Source organism: Octadecabacter temperatus (genome assembly GCF_001187845.1).
GTDB classification, from domain to species: domain Bacteria; phylum Pseudomonadota; class Alphaproteobacteria; order Rhodobacterales; family Rhodobacteraceae; genus Octadecabacter; species Octadecabacter temperatus.
Window position 1 is genome coordinate 547,137 of record NZ_CP012160.1, and the last position, 26,831, is coordinate 573,967.

At 51.2% G+C, this 26,831-nt stretch carries 29 protein-coding genes and 3 pseudogenes; 11 read left to right on the forward strand and 21 right to left on the reverse strand.

Features of this window, described 5'->3' with window-relative positions; genetic code table 11:
• The first annotated feature begins 59 nt into the window (after window positions 1-59).
• Complete coding sequence (locus OSB_RS02885) at window positions 60-1,244, forward strand: amidohydrolase family protein (protein WP_049833567.1); 1,185 nt, start codon at window positions 60-62, stop codon at window positions 1,242-1,244.
• Window positions 1,241-2,353, forward strand: coding sequence for a CaiB/BaiF CoA transferase family protein (locus OSB_RS02890; RefSeq protein WP_049833568.1), 1,113 nt, complete (start codon window positions 1,241-1,243; stop codon window positions 2,351-2,353). The genes OSB_RS02885 and OSB_RS02890 overlap by 4 nt, the downstream gene beginning before the upstream one ends.
• On the opposite strand, the gene OSB_RS02895 is transcribed toward OSB_RS02890, so the two are convergent.
• From OSB_RS02895 to OSB_RS02925, 7 genes are all read right to left on the reverse strand, one after another.
• Entirely contained in the window at window positions 2,348-2,779 is a 432-nt protein-coding gene (locus OSB_RS02895) for a MarR family winged helix-turn-helix transcriptional regulator (protein WP_049833569.1), read from the reverse strand. The two genes, OSB_RS02890 and OSB_RS02895, sit on opposite strands and share 6 nt — an antisense overlap.
• 82 nt (window positions 2,780-2,861) lie before the next feature.
• On the reverse strand, window positions 2,862-3,446 hold the full coding sequence (locus OSB_RS02900; protein WP_049833570.1) for an amino acid synthesis family protein: 585 nt from the start codon (window positions 3,444-3,446) through the stop codon (window positions 2,862-2,864).
• The gene (locus tag OSB_RS02905) at window positions 3,443-4,024 is read right to left on the reverse strand and encodes an amino acid synthesis family protein (protein WP_049833571.1); all 582 of its coding nucleotides are present in this window, start codon (window positions 4,022-4,024) and stop codon (window positions 3,443-3,445) included. The genes OSB_RS02900 and OSB_RS02905 overlap by 4 nt, the downstream gene beginning before the upstream one ends.
• On the reverse strand, window positions 4,017-4,877 hold the full coding sequence (locus OSB_RS02910; RefSeq protein ID WP_049833572.1) for a UPF0280 family protein: 861 nt from the start codon (window positions 4,875-4,877) through the stop codon (window positions 4,017-4,019). The genes OSB_RS02905 and OSB_RS02910 overlap by 8 nt, the downstream gene beginning before the upstream one ends.
• Window positions 4,874-6,367 carry a hypothetical protein gene (locus OSB_RS02915; RefSeq protein WP_049833573.1) on the reverse strand — a complete coding sequence of 498 codons (1,494 nt, stop codon included), beginning with the start codon at window positions 6,365-6,367 and terminating at the stop codon, window positions 4,874-4,876. Before OSB_RS02915 ends, OSB_RS02910 begins: the two co-directional genes overlap by 4 nt.
• Window positions 6,367-9,102: a molybdopterin-dependent oxidoreductase gene (locus OSB_RS02920; RefSeq protein ID WP_049833574.1), complete on the reverse strand. Its 2,736-nt coding sequence runs from the start codon at window positions 9,100-9,102 to the stop codon at window positions 6,367-6,369. The genes OSB_RS02915 and OSB_RS02920 overlap by 1 nt, the downstream gene beginning before the upstream one ends.
• Window positions 9,095-9,925, reverse strand: a complete 831-nt coding sequence (locus OSB_RS02925; RefSeq protein ID WP_049833575.1) for an FAD binding domain-containing protein — start codon at window positions 9,923-9,925, stop codon at window positions 9,095-9,097. The genes OSB_RS02920 and OSB_RS02925 overlap by 8 nt, the downstream gene beginning before the upstream one ends.
• Window positions 9,926-10,031: 106 nt before the next feature.
• Between OSB_RS02925 and pncA the strand changes: the two genes are divergently transcribed.
• The 7 genes from pncA to OSB_RS16995 all read left to right on the forward strand — a co-directional run bounded on the left by pncA (window position 10,032) and on the right by OSB_RS16995 (window position 16,462).
• The gene (gene pncA, locus OSB_RS02930; protein WP_082166412.1) at window positions 10,032-10,628 is read left to right on the forward strand and encodes a bifunctional nicotinamidase/pyrazinamidase; all 597 of its coding nucleotides are present in this window, start codon (window positions 10,032-10,034) and stop codon (window positions 10,626-10,628) included.
• 83 nt (window positions 10,629-10,711) lie between these two features.
• Window positions 10,712-12,139, forward strand: coding sequence for an aldehyde dehydrogenase family protein (locus tag OSB_RS02935; RefSeq protein WP_049833577.1), 1,428 nt, complete (start codon window positions 10,712-10,714; stop codon window positions 12,137-12,139).
• A gap of 22 nt (window positions 12,140-12,161) precedes the next feature.
• A complete protein-coding gene (locus OSB_RS02940) occupies window positions 12,162-13,037 on the forward strand; it encodes a 3-hydroxybutyryl-CoA dehydrogenase (protein ID WP_049836021.1) in 876 nt (291 codons plus the stop codon).
• Between the two features lie 15 nt (window positions 13,038-13,052).
• On the forward strand, window positions 13,053-13,811 hold the full coding sequence (locus OSB_RS02945; RefSeq protein WP_049833578.1) for an electron transfer flavoprotein subunit beta/FixA family protein: 759 nt from the start codon (window positions 13,053-13,055) through the stop codon (window positions 13,809-13,811).
• Window positions 13,811-14,737: an electron transfer flavoprotein subunit alpha/FixB family protein gene (locus tag OSB_RS02950; RefSeq protein ID WP_049833579.1), complete on the forward strand. Its 927-nt coding sequence runs from the start codon at window positions 13,811-13,813 to the stop codon at window positions 14,735-14,737. Before OSB_RS02945 ends, OSB_RS02950 begins: the two co-directional genes overlap by 1 nt.
• A gap of 494 nt (window positions 14,738-15,231) precedes the next feature.
• The gene (locus OSB_RS02955; protein ID WP_082166413.1) at window positions 15,232-16,203 is read left to right on the forward strand and encodes an XdhC family protein; all 972 of its coding nucleotides are present in this window, start codon (window positions 15,232-15,234) and stop codon (window positions 16,201-16,203) included.
• 79 nt (window positions 16,204-16,282) lie between these two features.
• Window positions 16,283-16,462 carry an NTP transferase domain-containing protein gene (locus OSB_RS16995; protein WP_082166414.1) on the forward strand — a complete coding sequence of 60 codons (180 nt, stop codon included), beginning with the start codon at window positions 16,283-16,285 and terminating at the stop codon, window positions 16,460-16,462.
• A gap of 133 nt (window positions 16,463-16,595) precedes the next feature.
• On the opposite strand, the gene OSB_RS02960 is transcribed toward OSB_RS16995, so the two are convergent.
• The 3 genes from OSB_RS02960 to OSB_RS02970 form a co-directional block, all read right to left on the reverse strand.
• The gene (locus OSB_RS02960; protein WP_049833581.1) at window positions 16,596-17,075 is read right to left on the reverse strand and encodes a GNAT family N-acetyltransferase; all 480 of its coding nucleotides are present in this window, start codon (window positions 17,073-17,075) and stop codon (window positions 16,596-16,598) included.
• A 100-nt stretch (window positions 17,076-17,175) separates the two neighbouring features.
• Window positions 17,176-17,760 carry a DUF6151 family protein gene (locus tag OSB_RS02965; protein ID WP_049833582.1) on the reverse strand — a complete coding sequence of 195 codons (585 nt, stop codon included), beginning with the start codon at window positions 17,758-17,760 and terminating at the stop codon, window positions 17,176-17,178.
• 65 nt (window positions 17,761-17,825) lie between these two features.
• Complete coding sequence (locus OSB_RS02970; protein WP_049833583.1) at window positions 17,826-18,227, reverse strand: MAPEG family protein; 402 nt, start codon at window positions 18,225-18,227, stop codon at window positions 17,826-17,828.
• A 158-nt stretch (window positions 18,228-18,385) separates the two neighbouring features.
• Between OSB_RS02970 and OSB_RS02975 the strand changes: the two genes are divergently transcribed.
• Entirely contained in the window at window positions 18,386-18,955 is a 570-nt protein-coding gene (locus OSB_RS02975) for a TetR/AcrR family transcriptional regulator (RefSeq protein WP_143831180.1), read from the forward strand.
• Between the two features lie 315 nt (window positions 18,956-19,270).
• Here OSB_RS02975 and OSB_RS02980 read toward each other — a convergent pair.
• From OSB_RS02980 to OSB_RS17005, 4 genes and pseudogenes are all read right to left on the reverse strand, one after another.
• Window positions 19,271-20,234 (reverse strand): annotated as a pseudogene (locus OSB_RS02980) (acetyl-CoA carboxylase carboxyltransferase subunit alpha).
• A gap of 93 nt (window positions 20,235-20,327) precedes the next feature.
• On the reverse strand, window positions 20,328-20,843 hold the full coding sequence (locus OSB_RS02985; protein WP_049833585.1) for an AraC family transcriptional regulator: 516 nt from the start codon (window positions 20,841-20,843) through the stop codon (window positions 20,328-20,330).
• A 150-nt stretch (window positions 20,844-20,993) separates the two neighbouring features.
• A pseudogene (locus OSB_RS17000) lies at window positions 20,994-21,116 on the reverse strand (AraC family transcriptional regulator); the annotation flags it as partial.
• Complete coding sequence (locus OSB_RS17005; protein WP_074202181.1) at window positions 21,061-21,324, reverse strand: AraC family transcriptional regulator; 264 nt, start codon at window positions 21,322-21,324, stop codon at window positions 21,061-21,063. The gene OSB_RS17005 and the pseudogene OSB_RS17000, both read right to left, overlap by 56 nt.
• Before the next feature lie 354 nt (window positions 21,325-21,678).
• On the opposite strand from OSB_RS17005, the pseudogene OSB_RS16575 reads away from it, so the two are divergent.
• Window positions 21,679-21,795 (forward strand): annotated as a pseudogene (locus OSB_RS16575) (IS3 family transposase); the annotation flags it as partial.
• 96 nt (window positions 21,796-21,891) lie between these two features.
• Here the strand turns inward: OSB_RS16575 and OSB_RS02990 are convergent.
• The 7 genes from OSB_RS02990 to OSB_RS03020 form a co-directional block, all read right to left on the reverse strand.
• A complete protein-coding gene (locus tag OSB_RS02990; protein ID WP_049833586.1) occupies window positions 21,892-22,239 on the reverse strand; it encodes a hypothetical protein in 348 nt (115 codons plus the stop codon).
• A complete protein-coding gene (locus OSB_RS02995; protein WP_049833587.1) occupies window positions 22,223-22,498 on the reverse strand; it encodes a ribbon-helix-helix domain-containing protein in 276 nt (91 codons plus the stop codon). Before OSB_RS02995 ends, OSB_RS02990 begins: the two co-directional genes overlap by 17 nt.
• A gap of 353 nt (window positions 22,499-22,851) precedes the next feature.
• Window positions 22,852-24,039 carry an MFS transporter gene (locus tag OSB_RS03000; RefSeq protein ID WP_049833588.1) on the reverse strand — a complete coding sequence of 396 codons (1,188 nt, stop codon included), beginning with the start codon at window positions 24,037-24,039 and terminating at the stop codon, window positions 22,852-22,854.
• 142 nt (window positions 24,040-24,181) lie between these two features.
• Window positions 24,182-24,655 carry a GNAT family N-acetyltransferase gene (locus OSB_RS03005; protein ID WP_049833589.1) on the reverse strand — a complete coding sequence of 158 codons (474 nt, stop codon included), beginning with the start codon at window positions 24,653-24,655 and terminating at the stop codon, window positions 24,182-24,184.
• Window positions 24,656-24,672: 17 nt separating this feature from the next.
• A complete protein-coding gene (locus OSB_RS03010) occupies window positions 24,673-25,125 on the reverse strand; it encodes a GNAT family N-acetyltransferase (protein WP_049833590.1) in 453 nt (150 codons plus the stop codon).
• A gap of 148 nt (window positions 25,126-25,273) precedes the next feature.
• Window positions 25,274-26,302 carry an AbrB family transcriptional regulator gene (locus OSB_RS03015; RefSeq protein ID WP_049833591.1) on the reverse strand — a complete coding sequence of 343 codons (1,029 nt, stop codon included), beginning with the start codon at window positions 26,300-26,302 and terminating at the stop codon, window positions 25,274-25,276.
• Entirely contained in the window at window positions 26,299-26,616 is a 318-nt protein-coding gene (locus OSB_RS03020) for a LysR substrate-binding domain-containing protein (RefSeq protein ID WP_074202183.1), read from the reverse strand. Before OSB_RS03020 ends, OSB_RS03015 begins: the two co-directional genes overlap by 4 nt.
• Window positions 26,617-26,831 lie beyond the last annotated feature (215 nt).

The following is a 26,831-nucleotide window of genomic DNA, read 5'->3' on the forward strand; positions in this document are numbered from 1 at the left end:
TGTAGCATAAGAACGTAAAACACTTGACGGCCTCAGAAAATTTATTTGTATACTAACAAATGAATTGTAGGGAGATCATCGTGGAAAAGCTTGTCATCAAAAATATTGGCCAAATTCTATCCGGTAAGATGGAAGAACCGATTCTTGACGGTGATTGCATGATAGCGATCAACGGGAAAATCACGGCTTGGGGCCGAGAAGCTAATCTCGATTGTGATGGAGCGACCGCAGGAATCGACGCACATGGCGTAACCTTGGCACCCGGTTTGATCGACAGCCATATTCACCCCGTCATTGGTGACTACACGCCGCGGCAACAACAATTGAATTGGATCGATTCCACATTGCACGGCGGCGTCACAACGATGATTTCTGCAGGTGAAGTGCATATGCCGGGTCGTCCGAAAGATATTGTTGGTTTGAAAGCAATGGCAATTGCGTCGCAACGTTGGTACGAAAATTTCCGTCCCTCGGGAATGAAAGTGCATGCGGGCGCACCCGTCATCGAAAAGGGCATGGTCGAACAAGATTTCAAAGACATGGCTGATGCTGGCGTCAAATTGCTCGGTGAAGTTGGGCTGGGCACTGTAAAGGACGGAACAACTGCGAAACAGATGGTTGGCTGGGCCCGCAAATACGGCATGCAAAGCACGATCCATACGGGGGGGCCGTCCATTCCCGGATCAGGCCTGATCGATGCGGACATGGTGATCGAAACCGACACAGATGTGATCGGCCATATCAACGGCGGCCACTCTGCCTTGCCGGATGATCAGATCATTTGTCTTTGTGAAAGCTGCAAAGCTGCCTTTGAAATTGTCCACAACGGCAATGAACGTGCTGCTGTCTTAACGGTAAACACCGCGCGCGAGTTGGGGAAAATGGACCAAATTATTCTCGGCACAGATGGTCCTGCGGGGTCCGGCGTGCAACCGCTCGGAATTTTGCGCATGATTGCGATGCTTTCTGCGTTTGGCAATGTGCCAGCTGAGATCGCGTTCTGTTTTGGCAACGGCAACACCGCCCGTCAACGCAAGCTGGATACCGGGCTGATCGAGATTGGCATGTGCGCCGATTTTGTGCTGCTGGATCAAGCGCAACACACGCCGGGGAAAACGATGCTAGAATCTGTTGAGCTCGGGAATTTGCCTGGCATCGGCATGACGGTGATTGATGGCGTGATCCGAAGTGAACGCAGTCGTAATACACCGCCAGCGATGCGCTTGCCGGAGCGTATCTTATGAGCGCGCCCCTAGAAGGCCTCAAGGTCGTTGAGCTTGCCCGTATCCTTGCGGGTCCTTGGATTGGGCAAACACTTGCTGATTTGGGCGCTGAAGTGGTGAAAATCGAAAGCCCTGCGGGCGATGATACGCGGCAATGGGGCCCTCCCTTTATTGAACGGGAAGATGAAAAATCAGCTGCGTATTTCCATTGTGCGAACAGGGGCAAGACATCTCGCGCCGTGGATTTCAAAGACCCTGAACAGCTTGCATCGTTACATGAACTGATTGCTGAGGCAGATGTCCTGATCGAGAACTTCAAGGTTGGAAGTTTGAGCAAGTTTGGGCTGGACTACGAGGCCCTGAAAGAGGCAAACCCCCGCTTGATCTATTGCTCCGTTACGGGTTTTGGCCAAGACGGGCCATATGCGCATCGCGCGGGGTATGATTTTTTGATCCAAGGCATATCTGGGATCATGGATTTGACGGGCGATCCAAAGGGTGAGCCGCAAAAAATCGGCGTGGCCTTCGCAGATATTTTTTCCGGCCTTTATGGTGTCATCGGCGTGCAAGCGGCCCTTGCTGACCGTGCGAAAACGGGCCTTGGACAACAGGTAGATATTTCCTTGCTGGATTGCATGACTGGGGTTCTTGCCAACCAATCGATGAATTATTTGACTTCCGGAATTGCACCGCGTCGCTTGGGAAACGCACATCCCAACATCGTGCCGTACCAAACGTTTCAAGTGTCTGACGGCTATGTTATTATTGCCTGCGGGAACGATCGCCAGTTTGAGGCGCTTTGCTGTATATTGGGGACCGAAGCACTGGCGAATGATCCTCTTTATTCCAAAAACCCAGCACGGGTTGCGAATCGGGATGCGTTGACAGAAATTCTAGCACCAGCGTTTTTGACATGGAGCAAAACTGAAATCTTGCAAGCCTGTGAGAATGCCGTGGTTCCGGCTGGTCCGATCAATACGGTTGCTGAGGCTTTGGCAGACCCCCAAATCGTTCACCGCGGTATGGAAATCCATCCGGAAGGCGTGCCCGGTGTCCGCACACCGATATCCTTCTCGCGCTCTGAGTTATGTCTGGAAAGGGCATCCCCTAAGATGCCTAAGCCTTCATGAAATTTTCTTTAACATCCCTATTAGAATATCTTGTTCCCGAGCGCTGATTGGGGACAACGTCTCGGCAGTAATGTCTTTTCCATGATGTTTAAGCTTTGTTGAAAGCGCACTTCCTTTGTCGGTGAGCGAAATGACTGAGCGGCGTTTGTCTGTTTTGTCCGGCTCCGACTTAACGAGCCCTTTAACGCGCAAACGATCGACCACGCCCTTAGTGGTCGCGATGTCCATCGAAGCAAGTCGCCCAAGGTGGTTTTGCGTCACGCGCCCATGTTCCGCGAGTCGCATCAATGTTGAGAATTGTGTGCCTGTCAGGTTTTCTTTGATGTGATTTTGAAAAATCACAGCATGTCTTTGACTGGCCAGACGGAGCAAGAAACCTACTTGTTCATCGAGCTGATAGATTTCGTCTTCTTGGTCGGTTGTCATGTCTCGGGGCCTTAGCGTTGCGGTCTTTTTGATATCGCACAAATATTCACGCTATGCACCCCGAGACTTAAAGCTCACTTTATTAGCGCAAGCCGTCATCACCTTTGGCGTCTTCATGTGCAAGCCCGCCAACGCGCGGTAGGGGGCGCCCACTATCTGTTACGGCAACGGCCACCATTATTTCATTGGCGCGCGGTCCATCGTTCAGGCGCACCTCGATGCCATCAAAGTGGCTGCGGACGTAAGCAGCGTCTTTGTGGCCAAGTGGCACGTCCAAAACTTGGCCAGGACTGCCCATCTTTTTGGACGACGCGACAAGAGCCGCTCCCTTTTCTACAGCCACTCTAAGCGGCGCACCGAGTTTTGGATGCAGGATCGCAGCCGCGTGTTCCAACTCACCGTTTTCGCCAACCATAGCCGACTTGCCGTAGCTTTGGGCATCACCAGGCTCGATGCCCAAAGCTTCGACGCATTTGTCGCCCAAGAGCGCGCCAAGCTCCGCGCCGATATCCATTAGCGCGCTAAGATCCTCTTGATACGTGCCCGCATACGGGTTTTCAATTACGGCGACGGCCACAGCTTTGCGGGTCGCCGGTAAAATATCTCGACCGATCTCGCGAAGTGTTTCTTCAACGTTCACGGCAATTTTTCTAATTTTGGCACTCATCGCAGGCCATCCTCCCCTTTTATATCTTGTGCGGACAAGCCGCCCGCGCGGTTGTGAATTCGCGCGCCGGTGCTCATGACCAAAGCCAAAACCATTTCGTGCGCACGCGGTGCGTCATTGCTGCCGATTTCCATGGAATCGAAATGGCTGCGCACATAGGACGCGTTGATATGGGTGATCGGGACATCCAGACGCCCGCCCACGCCCACAACCTTCTTTGATGAGGGCACAATAGCGTTGGAACCGTCGAGGAGTTGACGCATCGCGTACCCCCCCGGTGCATGCCACAAAGCGCCATGTTCCAATTCACCTGCCTCACCAACCATCGCACCTTTGCCGTACCCTTCGATTTGATCTGCGCCACCAAGCGCATCGATCAGCTTTTGTGCCATTTCTAACCCAAGCGGTTCCAGGTCTTCCATAAAGCCCTGAATGTCAGGCTCGTAACGTCCTGCATATGGGTTTTCGATGATGGCTACAGTGGCACCGCGTCTAACCGACGACGCAGGAACAGGGCCGCCTTCGTGAAAAATTTCTTCAACTGATGTGATCATTTTACGCAAAACAACATTAGGCATGTTCGGGCATCCTTTGGATATTTTGAAAGTTGTGCAGCTGTATTGCACGGTTTTGGTCTTGCAGTTGCAGCGAGGCCCCCACAAGAAGGCCGCGTTGCAAACAGGTTTGTGCAAATGTTGCGCCTGCATCCAATGCGGTCTTTACATCTGGCCGGGAAAGAGCTGCACAGCCGACAACAGCACTGATGTTCCCAAGATCAGAAGCATCCACAATGTCGTTTGCAGGCAGCCTTTGAACGGAGGGATGATTTGGCAAATTAACGTGATTGGCAACCAGGGTCGCCGCCGCATCTGCTTGGGCAGCATTTTCCGCTAAAACTGTTACGCTATCGGCTATACCAAGGCTCAGGCTTCGGCCGTGCCTACCACTTGTCGCGATGCCGCGGATTGGGTCCGTATCCTTAACTTCGATACGCCCAAGGTCGTGCCCGTCGTGGTGCGCCATAGTCATCGTGAACTGTGTGCCTTGGGTGAGGTGCAGTGCAATGTCCCCGCCGTTGTTAACAAACGCGCGTTCTAGGCAAGCAGCCTCACACATCGCCTCCAAAACCTCATCGGCCACGCTGCCGGCGACAGCCGCCATTCGGGTGACGAAATTTTCGAAGCTATAAGGGCGCAGCGCCAAATCCATACGTTTCGCCGTAGTGCCGCTCGGCAGGCAACCGTCGGGAAGCAATTGTGCCTGCAGCAACGGCAGCTCTGTAACCAATTCACTCAATATGGTTTCAAAACGGCGGCGTGCAGCAGCAAATGCGAGGTCACGATCCCCATCCGCCCCGATGATCAGATCGATCGGGCCATGCTGCAGATGCAACCGTTTACCATCTGGTAATAAGTTGGCTGTTGGGTTCATTTGGTGCTTTCATTTTTTGACCAACGATAATTGTCGCGCGACATGGGATCATGACCATGGGCGTTGGGATTAACTGTGCGCATTCCCTCTTCTTTCGTTGACGCGATCGAACGAATTTCATCCATATGTCCGCCAAGTGTCTGATAGTCGCTCACACGGAGCGAAAATTCGATCGGGGCTACAAGCGCCGGTGTTGGAACATACCCAAAGGATCCCGTGGGCATATCCAGAACATCGACCATGACGGTAATGCCACCACCAGGCCAAACATAGCTTTCCGCGCCGCCACAGGACACATGCGTCAAGGACTCTTTCACTGATTTCGTCAATCGGACGGGGTTTTCTGTGACACCTGCGCGCAAACTGCCGCCCGCACCACCCATGAAGAGGACAGAGCAAGTTGAAGGTTCACAGTTCTCAGCAATTAGTTCAGTTGGCTTCACCAATGTTTCGGGCATCGGAAGGGGCTGCGGACTCAATTCCGCGTCCAGCTCATAATAGGCAAACTGTTCACCTGTCGTGGAGACCATCAGCAAACGAAGGCCCTCCCAAGCGACCTTGGGGTTGAATGGCCCGAGGATTTTTAGAGGGTCATCAATGTCTGTGCCACCCCATCCAGTACCGGGTTGGGCCACTTGAAAATATCTTCCGGGTGTCGAACGTCTGCCAAGCAGCTTGATACCCGTTGGCGGAACATCCAATTGTTTGCCCGCTTCATGTTCTGACAAAACACCCGTGATGTGATCATCCACAACGACAACATCGTCAGCATGACCTTGCCATTGTTTTGCGAACATCCCGATCGTTGCGGACCCGCAGCCTACACGCATGAGCCGTTCAGGAGCTCCGTTGATGATCGGCGGCTTACCGGCTTCAATGACCACAGTGGTCAAATGGTCACCTTCGCCGATGCCAACTTCGACCGCTTCGCGGTTACACAGCCGCAGCAGCGCATCGCAGGTGACACGACCTTCTTTTTTTGTGCCGCCTGTGAGGTGTTCGACCCCTCCCAACGACAGCATTTTGGACCCGTATTCCGACGTCATCACGTGACCAATGGGCTCACCTTTGACCCAAACCACATCACGTTCATGTCCAATATGGCGATCCGTATCAATTTTGACCTTAACGCCACAGTATGAGAAAATTCCCTCTGTCACGATCGTAACCATATCGACGCCGTCGACTTCTTGGCTGACGATGAACGGCGCGGGCTTATAATCAGGGTAGGTTGTTCCGGCACCGACTGCGGTCACGAATGGGCGTTCTCCTTTTACGATATCTCCGTCCCAATCACTAGGCTCGCCATCTTTCATGAACGGAACGAGTTTCTGGCTCGTTCCGTGAATGATCGTCAAGGGATCAAGCCTAACCAATGCGCCGTCATGGTTGGCATAGCGATCACAGGCGCCAGACTTGCCGTCTGCAATGTAGCACATTACAGGGCAGGCATCACAGCGGATCTTTTCAGGTTTGACTTCTTCGTTCATCACAAGCTCACTTTGATTTTGGAACGCACCCGCGCTGGCGTGGCCGGAACCTGTCTTATCCGAACTCCGACGGCGTCATGAATTGCATTGAGTATCGCAGGGGCGGTTGGAATAAGAACATGTTCACCCAGACCTTTTGCCCCATAGGGTCCATGGGCATCTGGCTCTTCAATGATAATGGTTTCGATAGGCGGTATATCACCAACTGTTGGAATGAGATAATCGTGCAGGTTTTCGGTTCTACCTGGAATGTATTCTTCCATCAAAGCCATACCTAAGCCCTGCGCAATCCCGCCGTGAACCTGACCTTCGACCAGCATCGGGTTGATCGCGCGACCAACATCATGGGCGGCTACGAACTTTACCGGTTTAGTTGTTCCCAATCGGGTGTCCACGTCGACAACAACCAAATGCGCTGCATAGCCAAACTGTGCATATGGTACGCCTTGACCGTTTTCATCCAATGCTTTGGTTGGCGGATCGTAGCTTTCCTCGGCGCGGAAGACAAAGCCTTCATCATCCGCAGCGAGAGTGCTTAGGTCAATCTCTTGCTGACCCGCTCCGTCGTTTGCAGTTAAAGTCCCACCTGAGAATGACAGCACTGCCTCGAGGCCCACGTTCATCTTCTCAAGGATTTGAGCGCGCAGCGCTTCTCCAGACAAACGAGCGGCGTTGCCGGACACATAGGTCTGACGAGATGCAGAGGTTTTACCTGCGTCTGGGGTGACATCAGTATCCGCGCCGACAATTTTCAACACCTGTACGGGTATGCCCAAGGCCGTCGCAAAAATTTGAGAAATAACGGTATTTGAACCTTGACCGATATCCATCGCGCCTTGGTGCAGTACGACAGTTCCGTCTTCAAGCACACCTGACTTGATGGTCGATGGGTTGGGGAGGGATGTGTTGCCGCAGCCGTACCAGCCTGCGGCGATGCCGACGCCACGCTTTATGACATCATTACTTGCGTTGAATGTCGCTGCTTGTTCTCGCTCCGTATTCCATGCTGGCCGAAGTGCTTCAAAACATGCCTTAATGCCGACGCCTTGAGAAAACACCTGCCCACAAACGGTGGGCACATTGTCTTCCAACGCGTTGAGAATACGAAACTCGAGCTGATCCATACCTAGTTTTTCCGCCAGTTCGTCAAACAACGTCTCTTGCGCGATAGCAGACTGTGGAACGCCAAAGCCACGGAAGGCACCAGCGGGCGGGTTATTGGTATGGATGCCCTTAGATTCTGCGCGATAATCTTGAATCTGATACGGACCGGATGCATGAACCGGTACTCGGTTTGCAACCGTCGGTCCCCAGCTTGCGTAGGCACCTGTGTCAAACTCACCATAAAACTCAAATCCGCTCAGGCTACCGTCTTGTTTGGCCCCTATGCGAAGTTGGATATCCGATGGGTGGCGTTTGGTCGAACTTTGCATGGATTCCGTGCGCGAATAGGTCAACCGAACAGGCTTGCCCGTCTTGAGCGCGGCCAAAGCGAGATACGGTTGGACCGAAATGTCCAGTTTGGAACCGAAACCGCCGCCTACACCGCTTGGGACAATGCGGATTTGCGCGCGATCCATGTCTAATATCTTCTCAAGCGCATCCAAATCCATTACCGGCGCTTGCGTACAAGCGTGGACTTCAACGCGGCCATTCAGGATTTGGGCAAAGCCTGCTTCTGGCTCAATATAGGCATGTTCCACAAAGCCGCTTCGAAAATGCCCTTCGACTATGGTGTCAGCTCTCTCTAATGCTGACTTTGCATCACCACATTGAACGAAACCGCCACACATAACGTTTTTGTCGCGACCCTCGTGTAATTGTGCGGCCGTTGGGGTCTGTGCTGACTTAACGTCCGTTGCTGCTTCGAGCTCGAACCACTGCACTGGAAATGTATCTGGATCAAACGCACCAATGACAGAAGGCGTTCCAACAATTGCTGCAATTGCCTCGCCGCGGAACCGTGTTTCTGTTTCAGCAAATACCGGTTGATCAACAAACTCCGGGATAACCCCAAACAAGTTTCTACCTGGTACATCTTTGGCGGTTAGAGTGGCTTCAATACCCTCATGCTGCGCAATAAATTCATCCAAATCACCCAGTTCAAACCGCGCACGCGGGAAGGGGGACCTGATGACAAAAATTTCAAGTGTACCAGCGGGCGCAATATCGTCGCCGAATTTCTCGGTGCCCGAGGTTTTCCCCTCGCTGTCAACGCGCGGGATCGCATCACCAACTTCGCCGCGGGCCTCAACGGTAATCGGTGAGGTAGCCATAACCGCGTCGATAATCTTGCGGTAGCCTGTGCATCGACACAAAACACCCCCAAGCGCGTCTTTGACTTCACCCTCTGTCGGCGACGGTTTTTCACGCAGCAAAGCAACGGCCGACACCATCATGCCAGGCGTACAGATGCCACATTGCGCCGCACCATGCCCATGAAAGCTATGTGCAAGCTTGTCTGCGACCGGATCATCACGGCGAATACCTTTTAGGGTTTCAACGCGTTTTCCAGCAACTTGTTGTGCCGGTGTTAAGCAAGAGCAGACCGGTTTATCGTCCACCAAAACGGTACAGGCACCACAGTCCCCAGCATTGCAGCCGATTTTGACATCACGGGCGCCGAGGTCTTCACGCAGCATTTCCGAAAGTCGCGCACCCGGCGCGGGGTAGCTTTTGACCGATGTGCCGTCTAAGTCAAATACAGTAGGTTTTAGGTTTCCCTGATTAGTCATTCTTTGCAGCCCTTCTAATAGCGCGCTCACATTGCTCAGCCACTACGTCCAATCGGAATTCTTTTGACCCGCGAACGTCTGCAATCGGGGAGAGCACGCTCAAATGAGATGGGTCGATTTTGATACCAGATGCCTGTTGTCCGATAAGGCTGGCTTCCAAATCAGTGAGGCGTCGTGCAACGGGAGAACAGGCGCCAACAGCGACGCGCGCTTCGATTATTTTGCCTTGCGCGTCACAGGCTATCATGGCCGCTGTCATAGTGATCGAGATCACCAAATATCTGCGGCTTCCAAGCTTTTCGAACGCTGCGCCCATCGCTTCTCTAATTGGAGGTATTGTGATTGCGATAACCAGTTCATCTGCTGCAAGCGCGGTCTTACGAACATTCAATAGAAATTCTGCAAGCGGTAGACTCCTAACACCGCGATGTTTGCTGGCCACCTCCACAAAGGCATCAAGCGCCAACAATGGGGGTACACCATCTGCAGCAGGCGAAGCATTGCATAAGTTACCAGCAATAGTTCCAGCATTTTGAATTTGAATGCTACCTACTTCTAATGCGGCTTGTCTTAACGCATCAAATGCAGGGGGCAGATCGGCGGTGGCGATTTCCGACCATGTAACAGCAGCACCAATGCGTGTGCCGTTACTGTCATGAGAAATCGCTCTGAGCTCCGGTATGCCTGTAACATCCAAAAAGGTGTTTGGCATTTTCCCCTGTTGCGCGGTCGGAAACACATCCGTGCCTCCGGCAACAACCTTTCCTTCTAGATAACTCGCGACCTCAAGGGCAGTCTGTAGTTCGCTTGGAGCATAATACATGGTGTTCCCCCGACTCAATTTTTTGTTTGCATACTAATGATATTAGTGAGATGCTTGTCTTGTCAACACAGATAGCCGGGTAAACGTTGAAGGGGTGAAAAATCACATGACTGAAGCACTCATTGTTATTGATATACAAAACGACTTTTGCCCAGGCGGAGCCCTTGCGGTTCCAAATGGGGACCAGGTTGTGGTGCCTACGAATGCGTTAATCGAAGAGGCTAAGATAGTGATTTTGTCGCAAGACTGGCACCCCGCCGATCATTCATCTTTTGCGTCAAACCATACAGGAAAGGTCCCATTCGATGTGGTCGAAATGGAATACGGGTCACAAACCCTTTGGCCCGCTCATTGCGTACAGGGGTCCTCGGGTGCGGCATTTCACCCAAAGTTGAAAGCAGATTTGGCAGACGCCGTTTTCCGCAAGGGGATGCGCCCTGCGATTGACAGCTATTCCACCTTTTTTGAGAATGACCGTAAGACACCGACAGGCCTTGTCGGATTTCTGCGCGAAAGGAATGTAACTGACGTAAGGCTTGTCGGTTTGGCGTTGGACTTTTGCGTAGCATTTTCAGCCTTGGATGCAGTGGAGCAGGGATTTGAAGTAACTGTGCAGCTCGATGCTTGTCGCGCAATCGATATTGCGGGTTCACGTGACGCTGCGCTGGAACAAATGCGAGACTGCGGTGTCCGTTTGGTATGAGATCTTGCCAGAACGCCCAGAAAACTGAGGCATAAAATACAAACAATTTCCGGCCCAACGGCCAAGACCAAGTAGGAATTTAAATGAACGATCACAAAAACTTAATCGGCGGCGAATGGGTCGAAGGTGTCGACGTTGGCGTCAACTTGAACCCATCCAACCCTCAGGACATTGTCGGTCGATATGTTCGCGGTGGTGCGTCTTCAGTCGACGAAGCGGTTCTAGCCGCAGATGCGGCGCTCGACGATTGGGTTTATGCGTCTCCACAAGTCCGGCATGACGTCTTGGAAAAGACTGGTGCCGAATTGATGGCACGTAAAGATGAAATTGGTCACCTGCTCAGTCGCGAAGAAGGCAAGACTCTTGCCGAAGGTATTGGTGAAGCAGTGCGCGCAGCCCAGGTGTTCAAATTTTTCGCCGGGGAAGCGTTGCGTGTCACGGGTGAAACCGTCGCGTCTGTTCGCGCCAATGTTGATGTGATGGTCGAACGTGAGCCCGTTGGCATTATTGGGATAGTTACCCCTTGGAATTTTCCGATCGCAATTCCAGCGTGGAAAATCGCACCGGCGCTCGCTTATGGCAATGCCGTCATTTTCAAACCTGCAGATTTGACCCCTGGATGTGCATGGGTCATCGCGAAAACACTGAAAGAGGCAGGATGTCCCGACGGGGTTTTCAATCTAGTTATGGGGCGCGGCTCGACGGTCGGTGAGCGCATTGTGGGCCATCCGCGTATCAATGCGATTAGCTTTACTGGCTCTGTGCCCATCGGTCGATCCTTGGCACTGAAAGCCACGGAACAAGGCAAGAAGATTCAGATGGAGATGGGTGGCAAAAATCCGATGGTTGTCCTTGACGACGCCGATTTGGATGTTGCGGTTAACGCTTCCTTGAATGGTGCGTTTTTTTCAACGGGTCAACGATGCACGGCGTCTTCACGCTTGATCGTCAGCGACGGAATTCATGATGCGTTCGTTCACAAGTTGTCCGCAGCAATGGCGGCGCTTACTGTTGGCGATGCGCTTGACCCACAGTCGCAAATTGGTCCCGTCGTTGACCAGTCCCAGCTGGACAGCAACCTAGGGTACGTGAAGCTTGCACAAGAAGAAGGCTGTGAAGTTTCAGGTGGAGAGCGGTTGGATGGCGCCGGTTTCTTCCAACGTCCAGCACTGTTTGTGGGCGCGACTAATGAGATGCGAATTAGCAAAGAAGAGATATTTGGCCCATGTGCAAGCGTAATTAGAGTCCGAGATTATGAAGAAGCACTGACCGTCGCGAACGATACCGAATTTGGCCTGTCCGCGGGCATTTGTACGTCTTCTTTGAAATATTCGAGTCATTTCCGAAAACGCGCGGAAGCCGGAATGGTTATGATCAACCTTCCCACAGCAGGCGTGGACTATCACGTCCCGTTTGGTGGTCGCAAAGGCTCTAGTTTTGGGCCTAGAGAGCAAGGATCTCACGCAAAAGAATTCTATACGACAGTCAAAACCAGTTACGTCGCACCTTAGTCAGGATATCGAGATGTCAAACATGGATATTCAGAACGTCGCCGTTATTGGCGCAGGTCAAATGGGAACCGGAATCGCTCAGGTTTTTGCGCAAAGCAAGTTCCATACACAGCTTAGCGACGTTTCGCCGGAAGCTTTGGTCAAAGGCATGGGAGTCATCGAGGCCAATCTCAACAGACTTCACCAAAAAGGAAAGATTTCGCGAGAGGATGTTGGCGAAACGCTAAGGTATATCCACCCAGTTTTGGAGATGTCAGAGATCGGGCGCGCTGAGCTTGTCATTGAAGCGGCCACAGAGGACGAGAAGGTCAAAAGGGATATATTCAAGTCGTTGACGCCGCATCTTTCAAAGGATGCTATCCTCGCCAGCAACACCTCATCAATCTCGATCACGCGCCTTGCATCCGCTACGGATCGCCCAGAGCAATTTTTGGGTGTTCATTTCATGAACCCAGTTCCTGTTATGCAATTGGTTGAATTGATACGGGGTATTGCGACGGACGAAATCGCATTTCTGAAAGTCCAAGACGTTGTTGCGAAGATCGGCAAAATCGCGACGGTCTCTGAAGATTACCCTGCATTTATCGTAAACCGCGTGTTGATCCCAATGATCAACGAAGCGGTTTATGCTCTTTTTGAAGGCGTCGGATCGGTTATCTCTATTGATACCTCTATGAAGCTTGGGGCAAACCATCCAATGGGGCCCTTCGAGTTGGCAGACTTCATTGGTTTGGATACCTGCCTTTCGATCATGATGGTGCTGAATGATGGCCTTCATGATTCAAAATACCGCCCTTGTCCACTGCTACAAAAATACGTTGATGCTGGCTGGTTGGGGCGCAAAACCGGACGCGGATTTTACGACTACCGCCACGGTGATCCAACCCCAACACGCTAAAAGAAGGAAGTAAAAATGAAGGTCTTAGTGCCAGTCAAACGTGTGATTGATTACAACGTGAAAGTGCGCGTCAAAGCGGACAAAAGCGGTGTAGACCTCGCCAACGTAAAAATGTCCATGAACCCCTTCGACGAAATAGCTGTCGAAGAAGCATTACTCCTCAAAGAGGCCGGTAAAGCAGATGAGATCGTAGTTGTTTCAATTGGCGTAAAACAGGCACAGGAAACCTTGCGCACAGCGCTTGCGATGGGGGCCGACCGAGCAATCTTGATCGAGGCATCTGACGATGTTCACACGGATATTGAGCCACTCGCTGTTGCCAAAATCCTAAAAGGCGTAATCGATGAAGAGCAGCCAAATCTGGTCTTGGCTGGTAAACAAGCCATCGACAACGATATGAATGCAACAGGGCAGATGTTGTCAGCCCTCTTGGGTTGGTCTCAGGCGACTTTCGCATCCAAAGTTGACGTGGGCGGTGACACTGCAACAGTCACCCGCGAAATCGACGGCGGACTGCAAACCATTAAGGTCACGTTGCCAACGATTATCACCGTTGATCTGCGCCTGAACGAACCGCGCTACGCCTCGCTTCCTAATATCATGAAGGCAAAGAAGAAGCCTTTGGACGTCAAAATACCTGCAGACTACGGCGTGGATACGTCTCCACGTTTGGAAATCATTTCGACAACCGAGCCTGAGGCTCGGTCGCCAGGCGTCATGGTTGGGTCTGTTGATGAGTTGTTAGAAAAACTTAAAGAAGTGGGAGCGGTCTAATGGCGGTACTCTTGATTGCAGAACTAAATGGCACTGAGTTGAACGTCGACGCTACGGCCAAAGCTTTAACCGCGGCTAAGCAGTTAGGTGATGTGACGATCCTTTGCGCGTCGACCGGTTGCGTAAGCGCCGCAGAGGCGGCGGCAAAATTGGTCGGCGCCTCTAAGATAAAATGCGCTGATGATGCGGCATACGGTCATGGGTTGGCAGAGCCATTGGCGGATTTGATTGTGTCGCTCGCAGGAGAATTCGAGCACATCCTTGCACCTTCAACTGCGAGCTCCAAAAATGTGCTTCCACGTGTTGCCGCACTTCTGGACGTTATGGTGATCTCAGACGTGATTGATGTCGTTGACGCCGACACATTCAAACGCTCCATTTATGCTGGGAACGCGATCCAAACGATCAAATCTTTAGACGCGACAAAGGTTGCAACCATTCGGACAGCATCGTTCGACTCATCGGGAGAGGGTAGCTCGGTCACCATCGAAAACGTCGCGACAGCAGGCATGGCTGGACTGTCGGAATGGGTGGAAGACAAAGTGGTTGAGAACGATCGCCCTGAACTAACATCTGCGGGTGTCGTTGTATCAGGTGGTCGTGGCGTTGGCTCCGAAGAAGATTTTGCCCTGATCGGGTCTCTGGCCGACAAGCTAGGCGGTGCCATTGGTGCGTCACGGGCGGCGGTAGACAGCGGCTATGCTCCAAATGATTTGCAGGTGGGGCAGACTGGAAAGGTTGTTGCGCCAGATCTATATATTGCTGTGGGGATTTCTGGGGCGATCCAACATTTGGCAGGGATGACGGATTCCAAAGTCATCGTTGCCATTAACAAGGACGAAGAAGCGCCCATTTTCCAAGTGGCAGACTTCGGATTGGTTGCCGACTTGTTCGACGCCGTTCCGGAGCTGACAAGCAAGCTATAAGAAGCCAGTCCTATCTAGGGTGATCATTTAGAGGTTTTTTGATCACCCTAATTCTTCTCTTTTACTACAACGATACACAACGTTCATTTCTAGCCAACCAATGCTGTGTGTTTCAAGGGCTGTGACTGGATACGATATGCAACGGGCCAAAGTATGCGTGATTGGGCCGCCTCTGTTCTGAGGTCGAGCTCCCGGTCGGATCACAGAACAACTGTGAACACGGAGATAAAAATGGTACACTATGTTGGATTAGATAAGCCACTGCGGGTGAACCGTTCCAACAGTGCTTCGAACTTACGGCACATCCCGGTCTGACAGAAGTGGCTAAACGAGAAATGCCGCGGTTTACGGCCCATCCAGATCAATACATGGATGTGTCGAACCGACTGGAAGAGTGTCGCCTCGACGTTTACGGCGAATAACAAACCCAGGGGTTGCGAACTGAACTGGCGACCCCAAAAAGTTGAGGTCGTTGATGATTAGAAAGTAGTACGATGCGACGAACCAATATTCCAAAGGATCTAGCGCCCTTGGAGGCCTGTGCCGACCGGACCCAAAGCTGCGTTCTAGCGGTCATTATCGGCGTAGAGGGGCCATCATATCGCCCGCTTGGAGCAATGATGACCGTTCTTCAAAATGGCTGCCTTGTTGGTACGCTGTCGTCGGGATGCGTCGAAGCCGACATAAGAATACATGCATTGAAGTGCCTCAAATCCGGTGTATCCAAAGTCGTGCGTTATGGGCGCGGGTCACCTTATCTGGATATTGTCCTGCCTTGCGGTGGCGGCTTGCAGATCATCCTGATACCGAACCCAGACAAAGAAATCACTAATCATCTGCTCAATACTGTGATTACTGATCGGCGCGCCTGCGCTTATGATATCGATTGCGAAACAGGCGCAATTTTCTTGAGCAGGGGTGGCAAAATACCTTCGGCTATCTTTCGCGGTAAAATTCTGCCCGAATTGAAATTTCTGATCTTTGGTAAGGGACCGGAGCTGACAACGTTCGCAACTCTCGCCCAGTCAGCGAACTTTCAAACGACGTTGTATTCGCCCGATTCAGATACTTTAGAAGAGGCGAGATCGATCGGTTGCGAAGCGATGGCGCTGACGCGACCTGAATTTCCAACAGATGCTAACGCTGACCCCAGAACCGCAATAGTCCTGTTTTTTCATGACCACGATTGGGAGCCTCCGATCCTGCGCGATGCTCTTTTGACCTCCGCGTTCTATATCGGAGCTCAAGGAAGCAAGCGGACACGGGACAATCGTTTGGATTCATTGCGCGCAATGGGCGCCGCAGAGCACTCAATTGCACGTCTACTTGGGCCAATAGGCCTGATAGACTCAGCACGTGATGCGCGTACGTTGGCGATTTCCGTACTGGCTGAGGTCATTTCCGAAGCAAATGGGGTAAACTCTAAAAATGCTAGGGCGCCAAGGCAATTTAAGCATTTAGCGTGAAGCTCAATCGGTGCTCGATGGCAGCGTTCTTAAATTTTGGCGATACGGGGCTTAAAGGTGAAAACGACCTGGGGTTCTTCTGGCAACGGCCAAGTCGACCCGATTTGGCACGGACAACAAGCTACTGGTGGATTTCAAAGGACGTCTGTTGTGTACCTACACAGCCGAAGCGATGGCGAGTGCAGGTCTATCGAGATGTGTCACCGTTGTAAGTGACCCAGCGGTAGCGATGACCGGTCATTCAATCCGCCATTGCTGAGCGTCGGCAGCGCGGGACAAAGTGAGCTTTCGTTGCGGCTGCGCCAATGGCGGCTTTAGGAATTCAATCTAGCAAGATCGGACTTGCTCGTGATACAAATGTTGGTGCCTGTGCAGATCGGCTGACAATGCTGCTATCTGGTTTCAAGACTATATTTCTTGAAGATTTCACCGCCGTATTCAATGTTGGCAACGAACTTGGCACCGCCCCGAGAAAGGGCCCCCAGATTTTTTCGAGAAAGTGGTAAGAGAAAAGTAATCGTTCCAATACGGGCATCAGCCTTCGCGAACTCAATTGCCATTCGCGAAACACGCATCCCTAGGCCGAATTTATCTGGTTTGAGAACAAGGCCGAAATCCCAATCATCGCCTTCTTTCTGAAATCCGCCCCATCCAACATAAGTTTTATCATTCAAGATTGCCCAATGTCCCAGCCCATCCTGCTTCCAAGATTCTTCCTTTGTAGCCACGAATTTTCGAGCTACCTCAGGCGTCCATTCGACAGTTAAGAGCGGCATATGTTCGGCTACTCGTGGATCATTCATATGCGAAACGATATCTTTTAGTGAGACATCGGTTAGGCGCACCAATCTGATCCTATCTGGTTTTTTCAAGTCGAACTGCCTTGTTTTTATGAATAGTATATCGTGCTGTATAATTGCCGAATAGAAAATCTGATTTCCCGAAGAAAGAAGAAACTTGGTTCACAAGCCCTTATGATTTGGAAACACTTTGATGTGGTGGAATTATCGGATCACCTGCTGTCGTAAACAAAGGATTTTCTTTACCCTTCCCGCGCATTTTCCACCCTATAATGAATGCCATCATCCGCATCGTCAGGCCAAGAGGATATCCATTGCGCTTTTGGTCCGACGGCCAATTCTTTGCTGCATGTTGAGTTTGACAGTGGCTTCGCACAGGGCCGATTTGAGCCTTTTGCGTTGCGCTCTCCAGCTTTATAAAGTTGCCGATCAGACCGATGAATGGAACTGAGGGTTTGGCCGTATTCCCGATAGGTGTGTTGCAACACTTCGTATACCAACGAAAGGCCCCCTTTTCGCTGAATTGCAAGCAAGCGATGTGTTCATGACCTTGTGTGAACATCACCCTTGAAGGTGCCACTTGAATAATTTCAGTTCCGCCATGCTCGTTTAGAACACGGTCAGCTGCATCAAGCTCATTGGCAAACGCCTGACAATCGCTGCAATAGCAGACCAAGCGGGTACAAGACCATTGCGTTACGTGTTGCACGACACCTGTTACAGTGCCGCATTGGCAGCTCAAGGTTAAGTCACTCATCTCATGTCTCCCTAAGGATTTTTCTGTTTTATAACAGGGTGCTATCCTGCGTAGTGATGCTTTTTCTAGGCGGCCCCTGCGGCCGTGAGAACCATGATTGCAAGATATATACTTGGAACCGTGCCACACACAAAGGCTGGCACGCGGATGAATGGTATGCCGGTATAGTAGAGTGCAACAAATGCCATGCGGCCAAAAATTATCAAAGCCAGAGCCAGTGAAATCCCGTTTCCCGTAAGACCAAGCAGTTGCACCGCCGCGATGAGGGGAACGATATACATCGCACTTTCCGTTTGATTTTGTAGAGCCCGCTTAACGCGAATGGCAAATGGCGAGAATGTTACGTTTGGTCTATTGGCCGAGAACCCATAGCCGAAGCCTTGAGTGGCATAGGTGTACATGATCTCGAAGCCGATCATCGCGATCGACATCAATGCGAATGCGGCTAGCGCGGTAATGGGTGTCATTGGGATTTCTTTCAGTGGATGCGCCCCAAAAGAACAAGACAGTAAAGGCATGGTGAGACCTTCGAACTTGCTTTCAAGCGGTGCAGTAAATAATGTCTAGTCAGTTGACTATGTATAGCTAGTCGACTGACTAGCTAGCAACCGGAAAGTTCTCAAAAATGCCTAAATCACAAAAAGTTGATAGAGAAGCCGCGTTACGTGCCGCAGGTTTAGCCTTCATGGAATGTGGGTATTCAGGCATGAGTACGCGTGATTTGGAAAAACGATCAGGCATCACCAAATTCACGCTGCAAACCAAGTACGGAGGGAAGAAAGCTCTCTTCTTAATGACACTGGACCTCTACCTTGATGAATTGCTGCCGTGGATTGACAACTCGGTTTCACAAGGCGGCATTGCGGATTTTTTCCGAATGCGTGCCGATGACACTAGGATGCCCGAACAAGGCCGGTTTGGTTGTCTCCTGGTCAACGCGCTGACCGAATTTGGTGCGACCGATCCTGACATAAGCACACGAACCCACAGATATTTCCAAGCCCTTCGCAGCGCCTTCAAAAGCGAGCTTTTGAAGAGCAAAAATGAGGGAACCCTTGATATGTACGTCGACATCGATCTGGAGGCCGAACGCCTTCTGGTCAGCATGATTGGCCTCAATGTCGCTATTCGTACGCATGGCAGCAATAGCGCAGCAGCAGATATGGCCCAAGGGATCGCCCAATCTGTTCAATGACTTCAAAGGTCATAACATCAATGAATTTTCGCCGCAGAATGCGCTAAGTCCTGCGGTGCGGACAAATTGCCTCTTTATCTCACTGCTAAGGATGACAGTTGTCAGGCAACATCTTCGCAATCGTCTTGAGATCTTTGTTAAAATACCGCGCCGCTTCACGCGACGTTATACCGTCCTTCAAACACGCGCGGCGCACGCGATTGTAAAGGTCCAAAGATTACGTCTCCCGCCCTCTGGAAAGCCGAAGGACACAATTTGGTCGAATTTTACACCGTTACAACTGCGATATGCTCCGCGTTTTTGCGCAGGCTTTCACTAAGGCGGCATGCCTTTCGTCCCAAGTGCCAGATACTTTCGACGTCTGTCTTGGATTAGCGCGTCCCGTCCCATTCCTGAAAGGCTTTGCAACATTTCATTGATCACTTCGCCCACACTTACAATTGCTGCGCTGGGATCGCGATGCGCCCCCCCCAGTCGGCTCTTCAATCAAATGGTCGCAGACACCAAGAGCTTGCAGATCCTGTGCCGTCAATCGCAACGCGTTGGCGGCTTCACGCATCTTACCGGAGTCTCTCCACAGGATCGAGGCACACCCTTCTGGACTGATGACGGAAAAGATTGAATGCTCCAGCATTGCGACCCGATTTGCGGTCGCAAAAGCGACTGCTCCACCGGAACCGCCTTCACCAATGATTACGGATACAAACGGCACGCCAATCTGCAAACACTTCTCTGTCGTTCGAGCGATAGCCTCGGCTTGACCACGTTCCTCCGCATCTTTTCCGTGATAGGCACCAGCTGTATCAACAAAAGAGACAACAGGCAGTTGAAAGCGATCCGCCAGATCCATTAGTCGAATGGCTTTGCGATACCCTTCCGGTCGCGCCATGCCGAAATTTCGCTCAATTCTTGTCTTTGTATCATTACCTTTTTCCTGGCCTATTACCATAACTGGTATGCCTTTCAGACGGGCTAGCCCTCCCATGATTGCGCGGTCGTCGGCGAAATTTCTGTCTCCGGACAACTCGGTGTATTCGGTAAAGAGTGAAGCGATGTAGTCTTTGCAATGGGGTCGTTCCGGATGACGGGAAACCTGACATTTTTGCCAAGCTGATAAATCTCCGTACAAGCGTACCAGCGGATCATCAGCTTTCTTTTCGAGATCAACAGCTGCATCCTGTAGTGCTGTTTCATTGCCGACTTTGGGAGTGGTTCTCAAGTCCTCAGCTTTGGCAATGATATCTGCCACTGGCTTTTCAAATTCCAAGTAAATTGTCACTTAGATTTTCCCGATATGTATACTGGTGCTGAGTGCTTCAGCTTGCGATTGAACGGATTTCGATCGTGCGGGTGAAGCGAATATCATTAGTTCTCAAATTCCTTGCGGTACAACGGAGAAGAACATTTTTACATCGTACAGTCTCTCCGGATGTTGCTCTGTATCGTTGTCATGAGGGCAATAGAAATCGCCGGGCCCAAGGCAGTAACCACTTTGATGTATCCAGCGATCAAACACGAGATCCCACGTCTGTCGGCACTCTTCCGACGTCGCGCCGAATAACTGGACGATCGCATACTGTCCGTCTGAAATCTTACGTTTTCCTATAGTACCACTGACCTCGGCATCAGGATCAACGCTAGTACACGCATCCACGGTCAAGTTGCTCTGGTCGGTAATGTATGGATGACCGCCACTAAACAACGTAATCACCTTTGATTTGTCAGGGCTAAATTTACCCCTGGGGACTGCCCATGCCAGCAACTTTGAGAACAACGCTTGGAACAAGTCGCTGTCGCTTGGATCATACGCGCCATGATGTCGAATATAGGCGACATCAAACTCCTCCATTTTGCGAACATTGATGTCGATCAATCTGCCATCGCTCAAGTGAAGTCTCCAATGTGGTAATCCGCTCTTTGGGTTCAGGTAAAACAATGGTTGACCTAAGGCTTTGCAATGGTTGCTAACTGATTGACCTGAATTGCTATTTTTATCAAAGTGTAATTCAGCCCTTCGTTTCCAGGCTTTGCGCCATTGGCTAGGGCTCATCCCATAGCGAGATTTGAATGCCCGAGAGTAAACCGCTGAGCTAGAAAAGCCATAGTCATAGGCGAGTGATGTTAACGCTTTTTTTGGGATCGAAAATGAGTAAAAATGCAGAGCTTTCTATTCGGATGCGTTTGACATAGGCGCTTGGTGTTTCGCCATAGGTTTCGCTAAACACCCTATGGAAATGAAATTTCGAAAGCGCGGCTATTTTGGACAAGCACTTAAGAGATAGATCTTGATTTAGGTTTTTCCTCACATAATCAGTAACGCGGTTAACACGGGAAATATGATCGTTACGTGTGTTCTGTTTTTTGTTCATGGGTTTGTTCTCGGTTGGCTTTGGGCAGGACTGTTGCGTTAAATTGCGGAATGCAATCTGTAACAGGGCAGGGGGCGCGCATACCCAAATCGCGCGCGAAGTTTTCACATCTTTGAAGCCGCAGTATCAGCTAGTGTCAGAACCCTAATACTTGGAGGGCAGAATGATAGTCCTCATCGCCGCGCGAACCCAGCTGCTTCGAATTTGGCCATTATTTCATTGCCCAAAATTAACATAATATTCAATATGTTAGAATTGTTCCCGTGCGGGGATGACTTGCCGGGGCAGGGACCTGCTGCCGCAGGAACGTAATTTTCAAAAGCGGCCATTCATAAAGCGCAGCTAAGGTCGGTTGACGGCTTTGCCTTCCGGCTGCTGAACGTGCTGGATGACTTCAACCGCGAAAGTCTGGGAAACGAGGTGGACTTCTCACTGCCCGCGGAACCCGTCAGTCGCAGCCTGAACAATATGGGGTCTGCTCCGATCTGACTGCGTAAGTTCTACGACCAAGTCCCGTTAAGGACGGGAGGATTACCGTTCGGCTGGACCGTAGAACGATCAGACGTTCTACTTGTCTAAAAGCCTGCGGAGCATGTGTCGAAAGTGATCCTGTCCACCAAAGAAGAAGGCCAACACTTGGACCACCTTACGGGCTTCGTCGATCTGAAACCAGATGATGGCCTTATTGATGGTGATATTGCGCAAGTCCTGTGCAATCTTATCCCGTCGAGTGCCTCGATATGGGTTGGACGCAAGATCAGTGGCGCTTTGCTTAATGCCAATGATGCGCGCCGCTGCATTTTCAAACGCAATATCATCTGGCTCACCGAGATCCTTGTAAGTCGCAAATAGATGGTCGAAAATCAGCGACAGATCATGTTCAGCGTCGGCCGCAAATTCAACCGTCCAAGCCAAGGGCCTGCCTTTTCCGTACAAGTAAATCTGCGGTCTGTCTGCTGAAGTTGTCACTAGACACAAAGGGCCCCTTCATACGCTCATCCAGCAGAACTTTCAGTGCGGCAGCTTCGAGTAATTCCGCCTCATCCCGTTTGCGCAACAGATCGAGACCTTGTTGTATGACAGCGCTTACGCTCGAGAACCGCCCCTGCACCACGAGGTCACGCACATAAGCGTCCTGTTGCTCTGAGATCGATACGGATGCTTTGACTGACATATGCGTCCTCCTACAAGTCGTATACTACTCAGTAGCACGCGCGTCAATTCCTGTCGGCTTAGTTGTTCCATTGTGCAACAGCGAGGTTTGCTCGGGTAGAGAGCTTGATTGTACGTTGGCGAAGCGGCCATTCATACAGCGCGCAGCTAAAGTCCGGAGAGAGCCCACACTGTGAATTCGATTTTTGTGCTGCGTGCGCTCGCAGCGCGAAAAATGCTGCGTCAGCCTAGTATCTGATGCTGCCAAGCAGCAGAAAAATCGGTCGTTCATGCATGCCGCAGCGAAGATCAACGGTCGGATTCACACAGTGCGGACTTAGTGAGCCTTCGCTGCGGCGACGACTAAGGGCTGCTTTACGAGAGTTGATCATTATTGTGTGTTTTATGAGCTGTCGCCCTGCGCAGCGCTATTGTAGCCTCAAAGCCAGCTAAGACAGCAACAAGTGCAAGCAACGGCGTCGTGCCAATTTCAACAATGAACCAGCCAGCAATCAATGGAAACCCGAAGATTCCAATGAAGTAACTTAACGCAAAAAGCTGAAGTGTTTGAGGACCTAGATGCCCTTCTGCATCACTCGCAGTCATCGCAACAAGGATCGGATACGATACACCGTAACCTAGACCAAACAAGACTGCGACCAGGATGTAGAGAACCAAACTGTCTCCACTGAACATGAACAAAACGACACTGGTGCACATGAGATATTGAAGGAATGCAATAGTCCGGTATGGGTTTGCTCCTCCTTTGAACTTAACGAGAACGAGACGGAAAACGACAACGACCAACGTGTAGACGAGGAAGAAAATAGCGTAGTCCAAACCTCGGATATCGGCGAACACGGTTTGAAAATTATTCAGTCCTGCAAAGACACTCGCACCGAGGAAAACCATTGCAATGGGTGCGCGCGCCGGAGATTTCAGGACCTGCGAAAGTGATGAAAGCGTTATCCTGGATGATGCTTCTGGTGCCGGATTGAGCGCATATTCGTTGATCGGTCTTTGCAGAATAAAGAATAAAACCGCGCTTATGACGCAAAGCCCCGAGGTGATATAAAACGCGTCCTTAATCGATGCACCGCAGGCTTCGAGCAACGATGCCAGAACCGGTGATAGTCCAAAGCCCGCCATGACGAACACTGATAACAACGCAAAGGACTGAACCCGTTCGGTCGGCTTCACCAAACGCGTCAGAACAATTGGGCCAAGGGAATATGTAAGCCCCCAACCAAACCCCAAAAGAACACTGGCAAAGACCACGCCGGCACCGGCGGAACTTGCTGCACCATAGAAATACAGTGAAATCGAGATGGCGAGGCAAGCTATGCAAAGGGTGCGAAGTCGGCCAAAAATGTCTGAAAGATGTCCCGAAAAATAGACTGTAATAATTGTCGTGACTGCCGTGATGGCCAGCATAACGCCGACATCCTTCTCACTGGCATTAAAGATGCCAAAAAGTCGAGGCAGCATGAACGTCAGCCCATAGGCACCAGCTTGGAGAAAAATTGCGATGAAATACACAATGAATGTTTGGGTTCGTGACATTCTCTAACCAACGATAGCTTCTTGGCGCACGGTCAACTTAATACTACATCTTAGCAACATCATTCTATTCTTAGGCGGCAAAAGCAGACAATTCCTGTGGTGATCAAAGTTGAAAATTTGGACTCGAACCGGTCATTATCAATCAGAACATTCTTTCCAGCTTCACTATATCAATCGGTGGAAGCTCTTCATCACGGCCAGAAAATACACCGGTGCCAATTTCGATGAACCCCCACTTTTTATAGAAAGGTACAGCATTCAGAGTCGCATCAATCCTGACCTTGCCTGATCCGTTTTGCAAAGCGTCTGCCAAGGCTAAATCCATCAGCCCCGCGCCCGCTCCGATACCCACAAAATCAGCATCTACGAACAGTCGCATAACTTCACCCAAAACACCGTGTGCGAAGCCAATTTGCTTTTCATTCACCTCTGCTATCCAGAGGCATTGATCCGCGCAGTCTGGCCGATAATCCTCTGCCACACGTCCGATCATCCAAGTATCAACAACACCTTGATCATATGGATGCGGAGCGAGACGGAGAATTGATCGTGTCACAAGGTCAAAGACCTCAGGGGCGTCAGAGGCGGTTGATCGACGGTATGTAATATGTGTCATGGCTTTACCCTATGAAACTAAAGCAGCTTTCGAAGTCTTGGCCCTACCTCTGCAAAGCCCTCTCTTAGGTAAAACTGCAAAGTTCGATCCCAATTGGGCTGCGGAGGCGCACCGACTTCAAGACGTTTCCAACCGTGCTCTTTCGCATAGGTTTCTGCCGCGTCAACGAGTTGTGCGGCAATACCTTTCGAGCGGTGTTCTTTTGAAACGTAAAGCTCTGATATTTCCCCGAACAACCCCCCTGCATAAATCGCCGCGCATTCGTTCAGCATTATCACACCGACCGGCGCAGCACCTTCTGTCGCGACAATGCTTGTGACGCCCTTCATCGCAAGAACCTGACGGGTTGCGGCCTCCATTGTTTTGCGATCTGGGCCCGCACCTGCCGCTAACTCATCAATTAAGAGATAGATAAATTCAGACACAACAAGCGTATCACTTACCGTTGCGATGTTACTTTGGATGGTCAAAATTTGCCTGACTTTCGTAAAAGATGTGCCTACATTTTCGTTAACCTACTATCGCTAAAAGTAGCGTCAATTGGAACTTTGCCGATCCTTTCCACCAGCTGCAAAACGCTCGTTTAAGAGATGAGAGGATGTCGACGGACAACAGTGGCTAACCCGTCCGTTTGGGGCTAAATAGCCGCGCAGCTAAGGGCGCGCCAAGGATCACGACCACGATCCGCAAAACGTGGTGCGAGATGACAAACGCCATGTCCGCCCCTGCGATGAGAGCCAGCACCGCCATTTCAGCCTGACCACCTGGTGCAAAGGCCAGTAACGCTTCCATCGGTGGCGCGAGGTGAAACACGTGTATTATCTCGACAAACCCAGCTGACAGAACCACCAGAATAACACAAAATCCCAATGCTGCGGCGACGTCTCGGCGGACCTCAGCACCTGTGACGCCTGCGTATTTCGTGCCCACCGTCATGCCGATAAAGAACTGTGCCATCCAGATGGCTTCGACGGGGGGGCGGTGCTGCAGGACACCAGTCAGTGCGAGAATTGCGGCTAGGATCATCGGCCCTAAGATCGACGCGCCGAACATCCCGACCGCTTTGGCGATTTGCCAACCCGCCAAACCACAAATCACCATTAACACCAGTTGTCCCAACGGTAGGGTTGCGGCGGGCACACCGGGTGGATTGCTTAAGTCGGTGCCCCAGTAGAACTGCAAAATAAAAGGTAACACCATGACGATGACCATAATGCGGGTCGCGTGAAACAATGACAGGGCGCGTACATCAGCACCCGCTTCTTCGCCGAACAACAACATATCCTGAAGCCCGCCAGGCATCGCGCCATAATAGCTGGTCGCGAAATCAAATCCCCAGAGCCGCTGAAAATACGGAATCCCGACCAAGCCGATCAGAAACACCATGAGTGGCACGAGTAATAGCGTTGTCCACATTCCCGCCATTGTAACGACCAGCGCCCAAGTGAACGTTGCGCCAATGGCGACACCCAGAATAGTACGCATCAGGTTATTGATCACAGGCTTGCCGCCCATTGGTATCCCCAACAAAGCTGCGGTAAGGCACGCGACGATCGGACCCAAGAGCCAAGGCAACGGTAGATCCAAATACACGAACACGCCCACACCAAGTGCGGCGATCAAGTAAGTCGAAAGAACGATTTTCATGTGAAATCCCCCGCTGCTGCGACCTTGTGGATTTCGGCCTTGAACACAGTAACCGCCGGTGAGTAACCTTGGCCCAAGCGCGAGAGCAGCCCGATTGGGCGGGCAATGTTCGGGGTTTGTAGCTCGCAAATAGCGACGCGATCGGCGTTCATCGAGGATTGGGGCAACAGGGCCGCCCTGAAACCATCGGCAACCAAATCTAGCGCCGTCGTTGATCGACCGACCTCATAAGTCCAAACTAACGGCATGCGCGCGCTGGCCATGGCTTCATCGATAAGCAGCCGGTTACCAGTGTCACGCACAGGCAAAATCAAAGGCCTCTAGGTCGCCAAAATCGTAATTGATGCGCATGGCGCAACAATTTATATCAATCATGCGTTTGTCAAATTAAACCCCGCGCAATTGTCAGGGTTGGATAAGGGGTGCTCCATGGCTCCTCAAGTTGACATCGCCAAAAACTGTCATGTGCTGATCAAAAGGAAGGGTCTGGTGCGACAAATACCTTAATACCGTCGCAATTGAATGAGAT

What these genes read in the sequence shown, in the direction of transcription:
- OSB_RS02885 (WP_049833567.1), top strand. Translation starts at nt 60, where the DNA reads ATGAATTGTAGGGAGATCATCGTGGAAAAGCTTGTCATCAAAAATATT.
- OSB_RS02890 (WP_049833568.1), top strand. Translation starts at nt 1,241, where the DNA reads ATGAGCGCGCCCCTAGAAGGCCTCAAGGTCGTTGAGCTTGCCCGTATC.
- OSB_RS02895 (WP_049833569.1), bottom strand. Translation starts at nt 2,779, where the DNA reads ATGACAACCGACCAAGAAGACGAAATCTATCAGCTCGATGAACAAGTA.
- OSB_RS02900 (WP_049833570.1), bottom strand. Translation starts at nt 3,446, where the DNA reads ATGAGTGCCAAAATTAGAAAAATTGCCGTGAACGTTGAAGAAACACTT.
- OSB_RS02905 (WP_049833571.1), bottom strand. Translation starts at nt 4,024, where the DNA reads ATGCCTAATGTTGTTTTGCGTAAAATGATCACATCAGTTGAAGAAATT.
- OSB_RS02910 (WP_049833572.1), bottom strand. Translation starts at nt 4,877, where the DNA reads ATGAACCCAACAGCCAACTTATTACCAGATGGTAAACGGTTGCATCTG.
- OSB_RS02915 (WP_049833573.1), bottom strand. Translation starts at nt 6,367, where the DNA reads ATGAACGAAGAAGTCAAACCTGAAAAGATCCGCTGTGATGCCTGCCCT.
- OSB_RS02920 (WP_049833574.1), bottom strand. Translation starts at nt 9,102, where the DNA reads ATGACTAATCAGGGAAACCTAAAACCTACTGTATTTGACTTAGACGGC.
- OSB_RS02925 (WP_049833575.1), bottom strand. Translation starts at nt 9,925, where the DNA reads ATGTATTATGCTCCAAGCGAACTACAGACTGCCCTTGAGGTCGCGAGT.
- pncA (WP_082166412.1), top strand. Translation starts at nt 10,032, where the DNA reads ATGACTGAAGCACTCATTGTTATTGATATACAAAACGACTTTTGCCCA.
- OSB_RS02935 (WP_049833577.1), top strand. Translation starts at nt 10,712, where the DNA reads ATGAACGATCACAAAAACTTAATCGGCGGCGAATGGGTCGAAGGTGTC.
- OSB_RS02940 (WP_049836021.1), top strand. Translation starts at nt 12,162, where the DNA reads ATGGATATTCAGAACGTCGCCGTTATTGGCGCAGGTCAAATGGGAACC.
- OSB_RS02945 (WP_049833578.1), top strand. Translation starts at nt 13,053, where the DNA reads ATGAAGGTCTTAGTGCCAGTCAAACGTGTGATTGATTACAACGTGAAA.
- OSB_RS02950 (WP_049833579.1), top strand. Translation starts at nt 13,811, where the DNA reads ATGGCGGTACTCTTGATTGCAGAACTAAATGGCACTGAGTTGAACGTC.
- OSB_RS02955 (WP_082166413.1), top strand. Translation starts at nt 15,232, where the DNA reads ATGCGACGAACCAATATTCCAAAGGATCTAGCGCCCTTGGAGGCCTGT.
- OSB_RS02965 (WP_049833582.1), bottom strand. Translation starts at nt 17,760, where the DNA reads ATGAGTGACTTAACCTTGAGCTGCCAATGCGGCACTGTAACAGGTGTC.
- OSB_RS02970 (WP_049833583.1), bottom strand. Translation starts at nt 18,227, where the DNA reads ATGACACCCATTACCGCGCTAGCCGCATTCGCATTGATGTCGATCGCG.
- OSB_RS02975 (WP_143831180.1), top strand. Translation starts at nt 18,386, where the DNA reads ATGCCTAAATCACAAAAAGTTGATAGAGAAGCCGCGTTACGTGCCGCA.
- OSB_RS17005 (WP_074202181.1), bottom strand. Translation starts at nt 21,324, where the DNA reads ATGAACAAAAAACAGAACACACGTAACGATCATATTTCCCGTGTTAAC.
- OSB_RS02995 (WP_049833587.1), bottom strand. Translation starts at nt 22,498, where the DNA reads ATGTCAGTCAAAGCATCCGTATCGATCTCAGAGCAACAGGACGCTTAT.
- OSB_RS03000 (WP_049833588.1), bottom strand. Translation starts at nt 24,039, where the DNA reads ATGTCACGAACCCAAACATTCATTGTGTATTTCATCGCAATTTTTCTC.
- OSB_RS03005 (WP_049833589.1), bottom strand. Translation starts at nt 24,655, where the DNA reads ATGACACATATTACATACCGTCGATCAACCGCCTCTGACGCCCCTGAG.
- OSB_RS03015 (WP_049833591.1), bottom strand. Translation starts at nt 26,302, where the DNA reads ATGAAAATCGTTCTTTCGACTTACTTGATCGCCGCACTTGGTGTGGGC.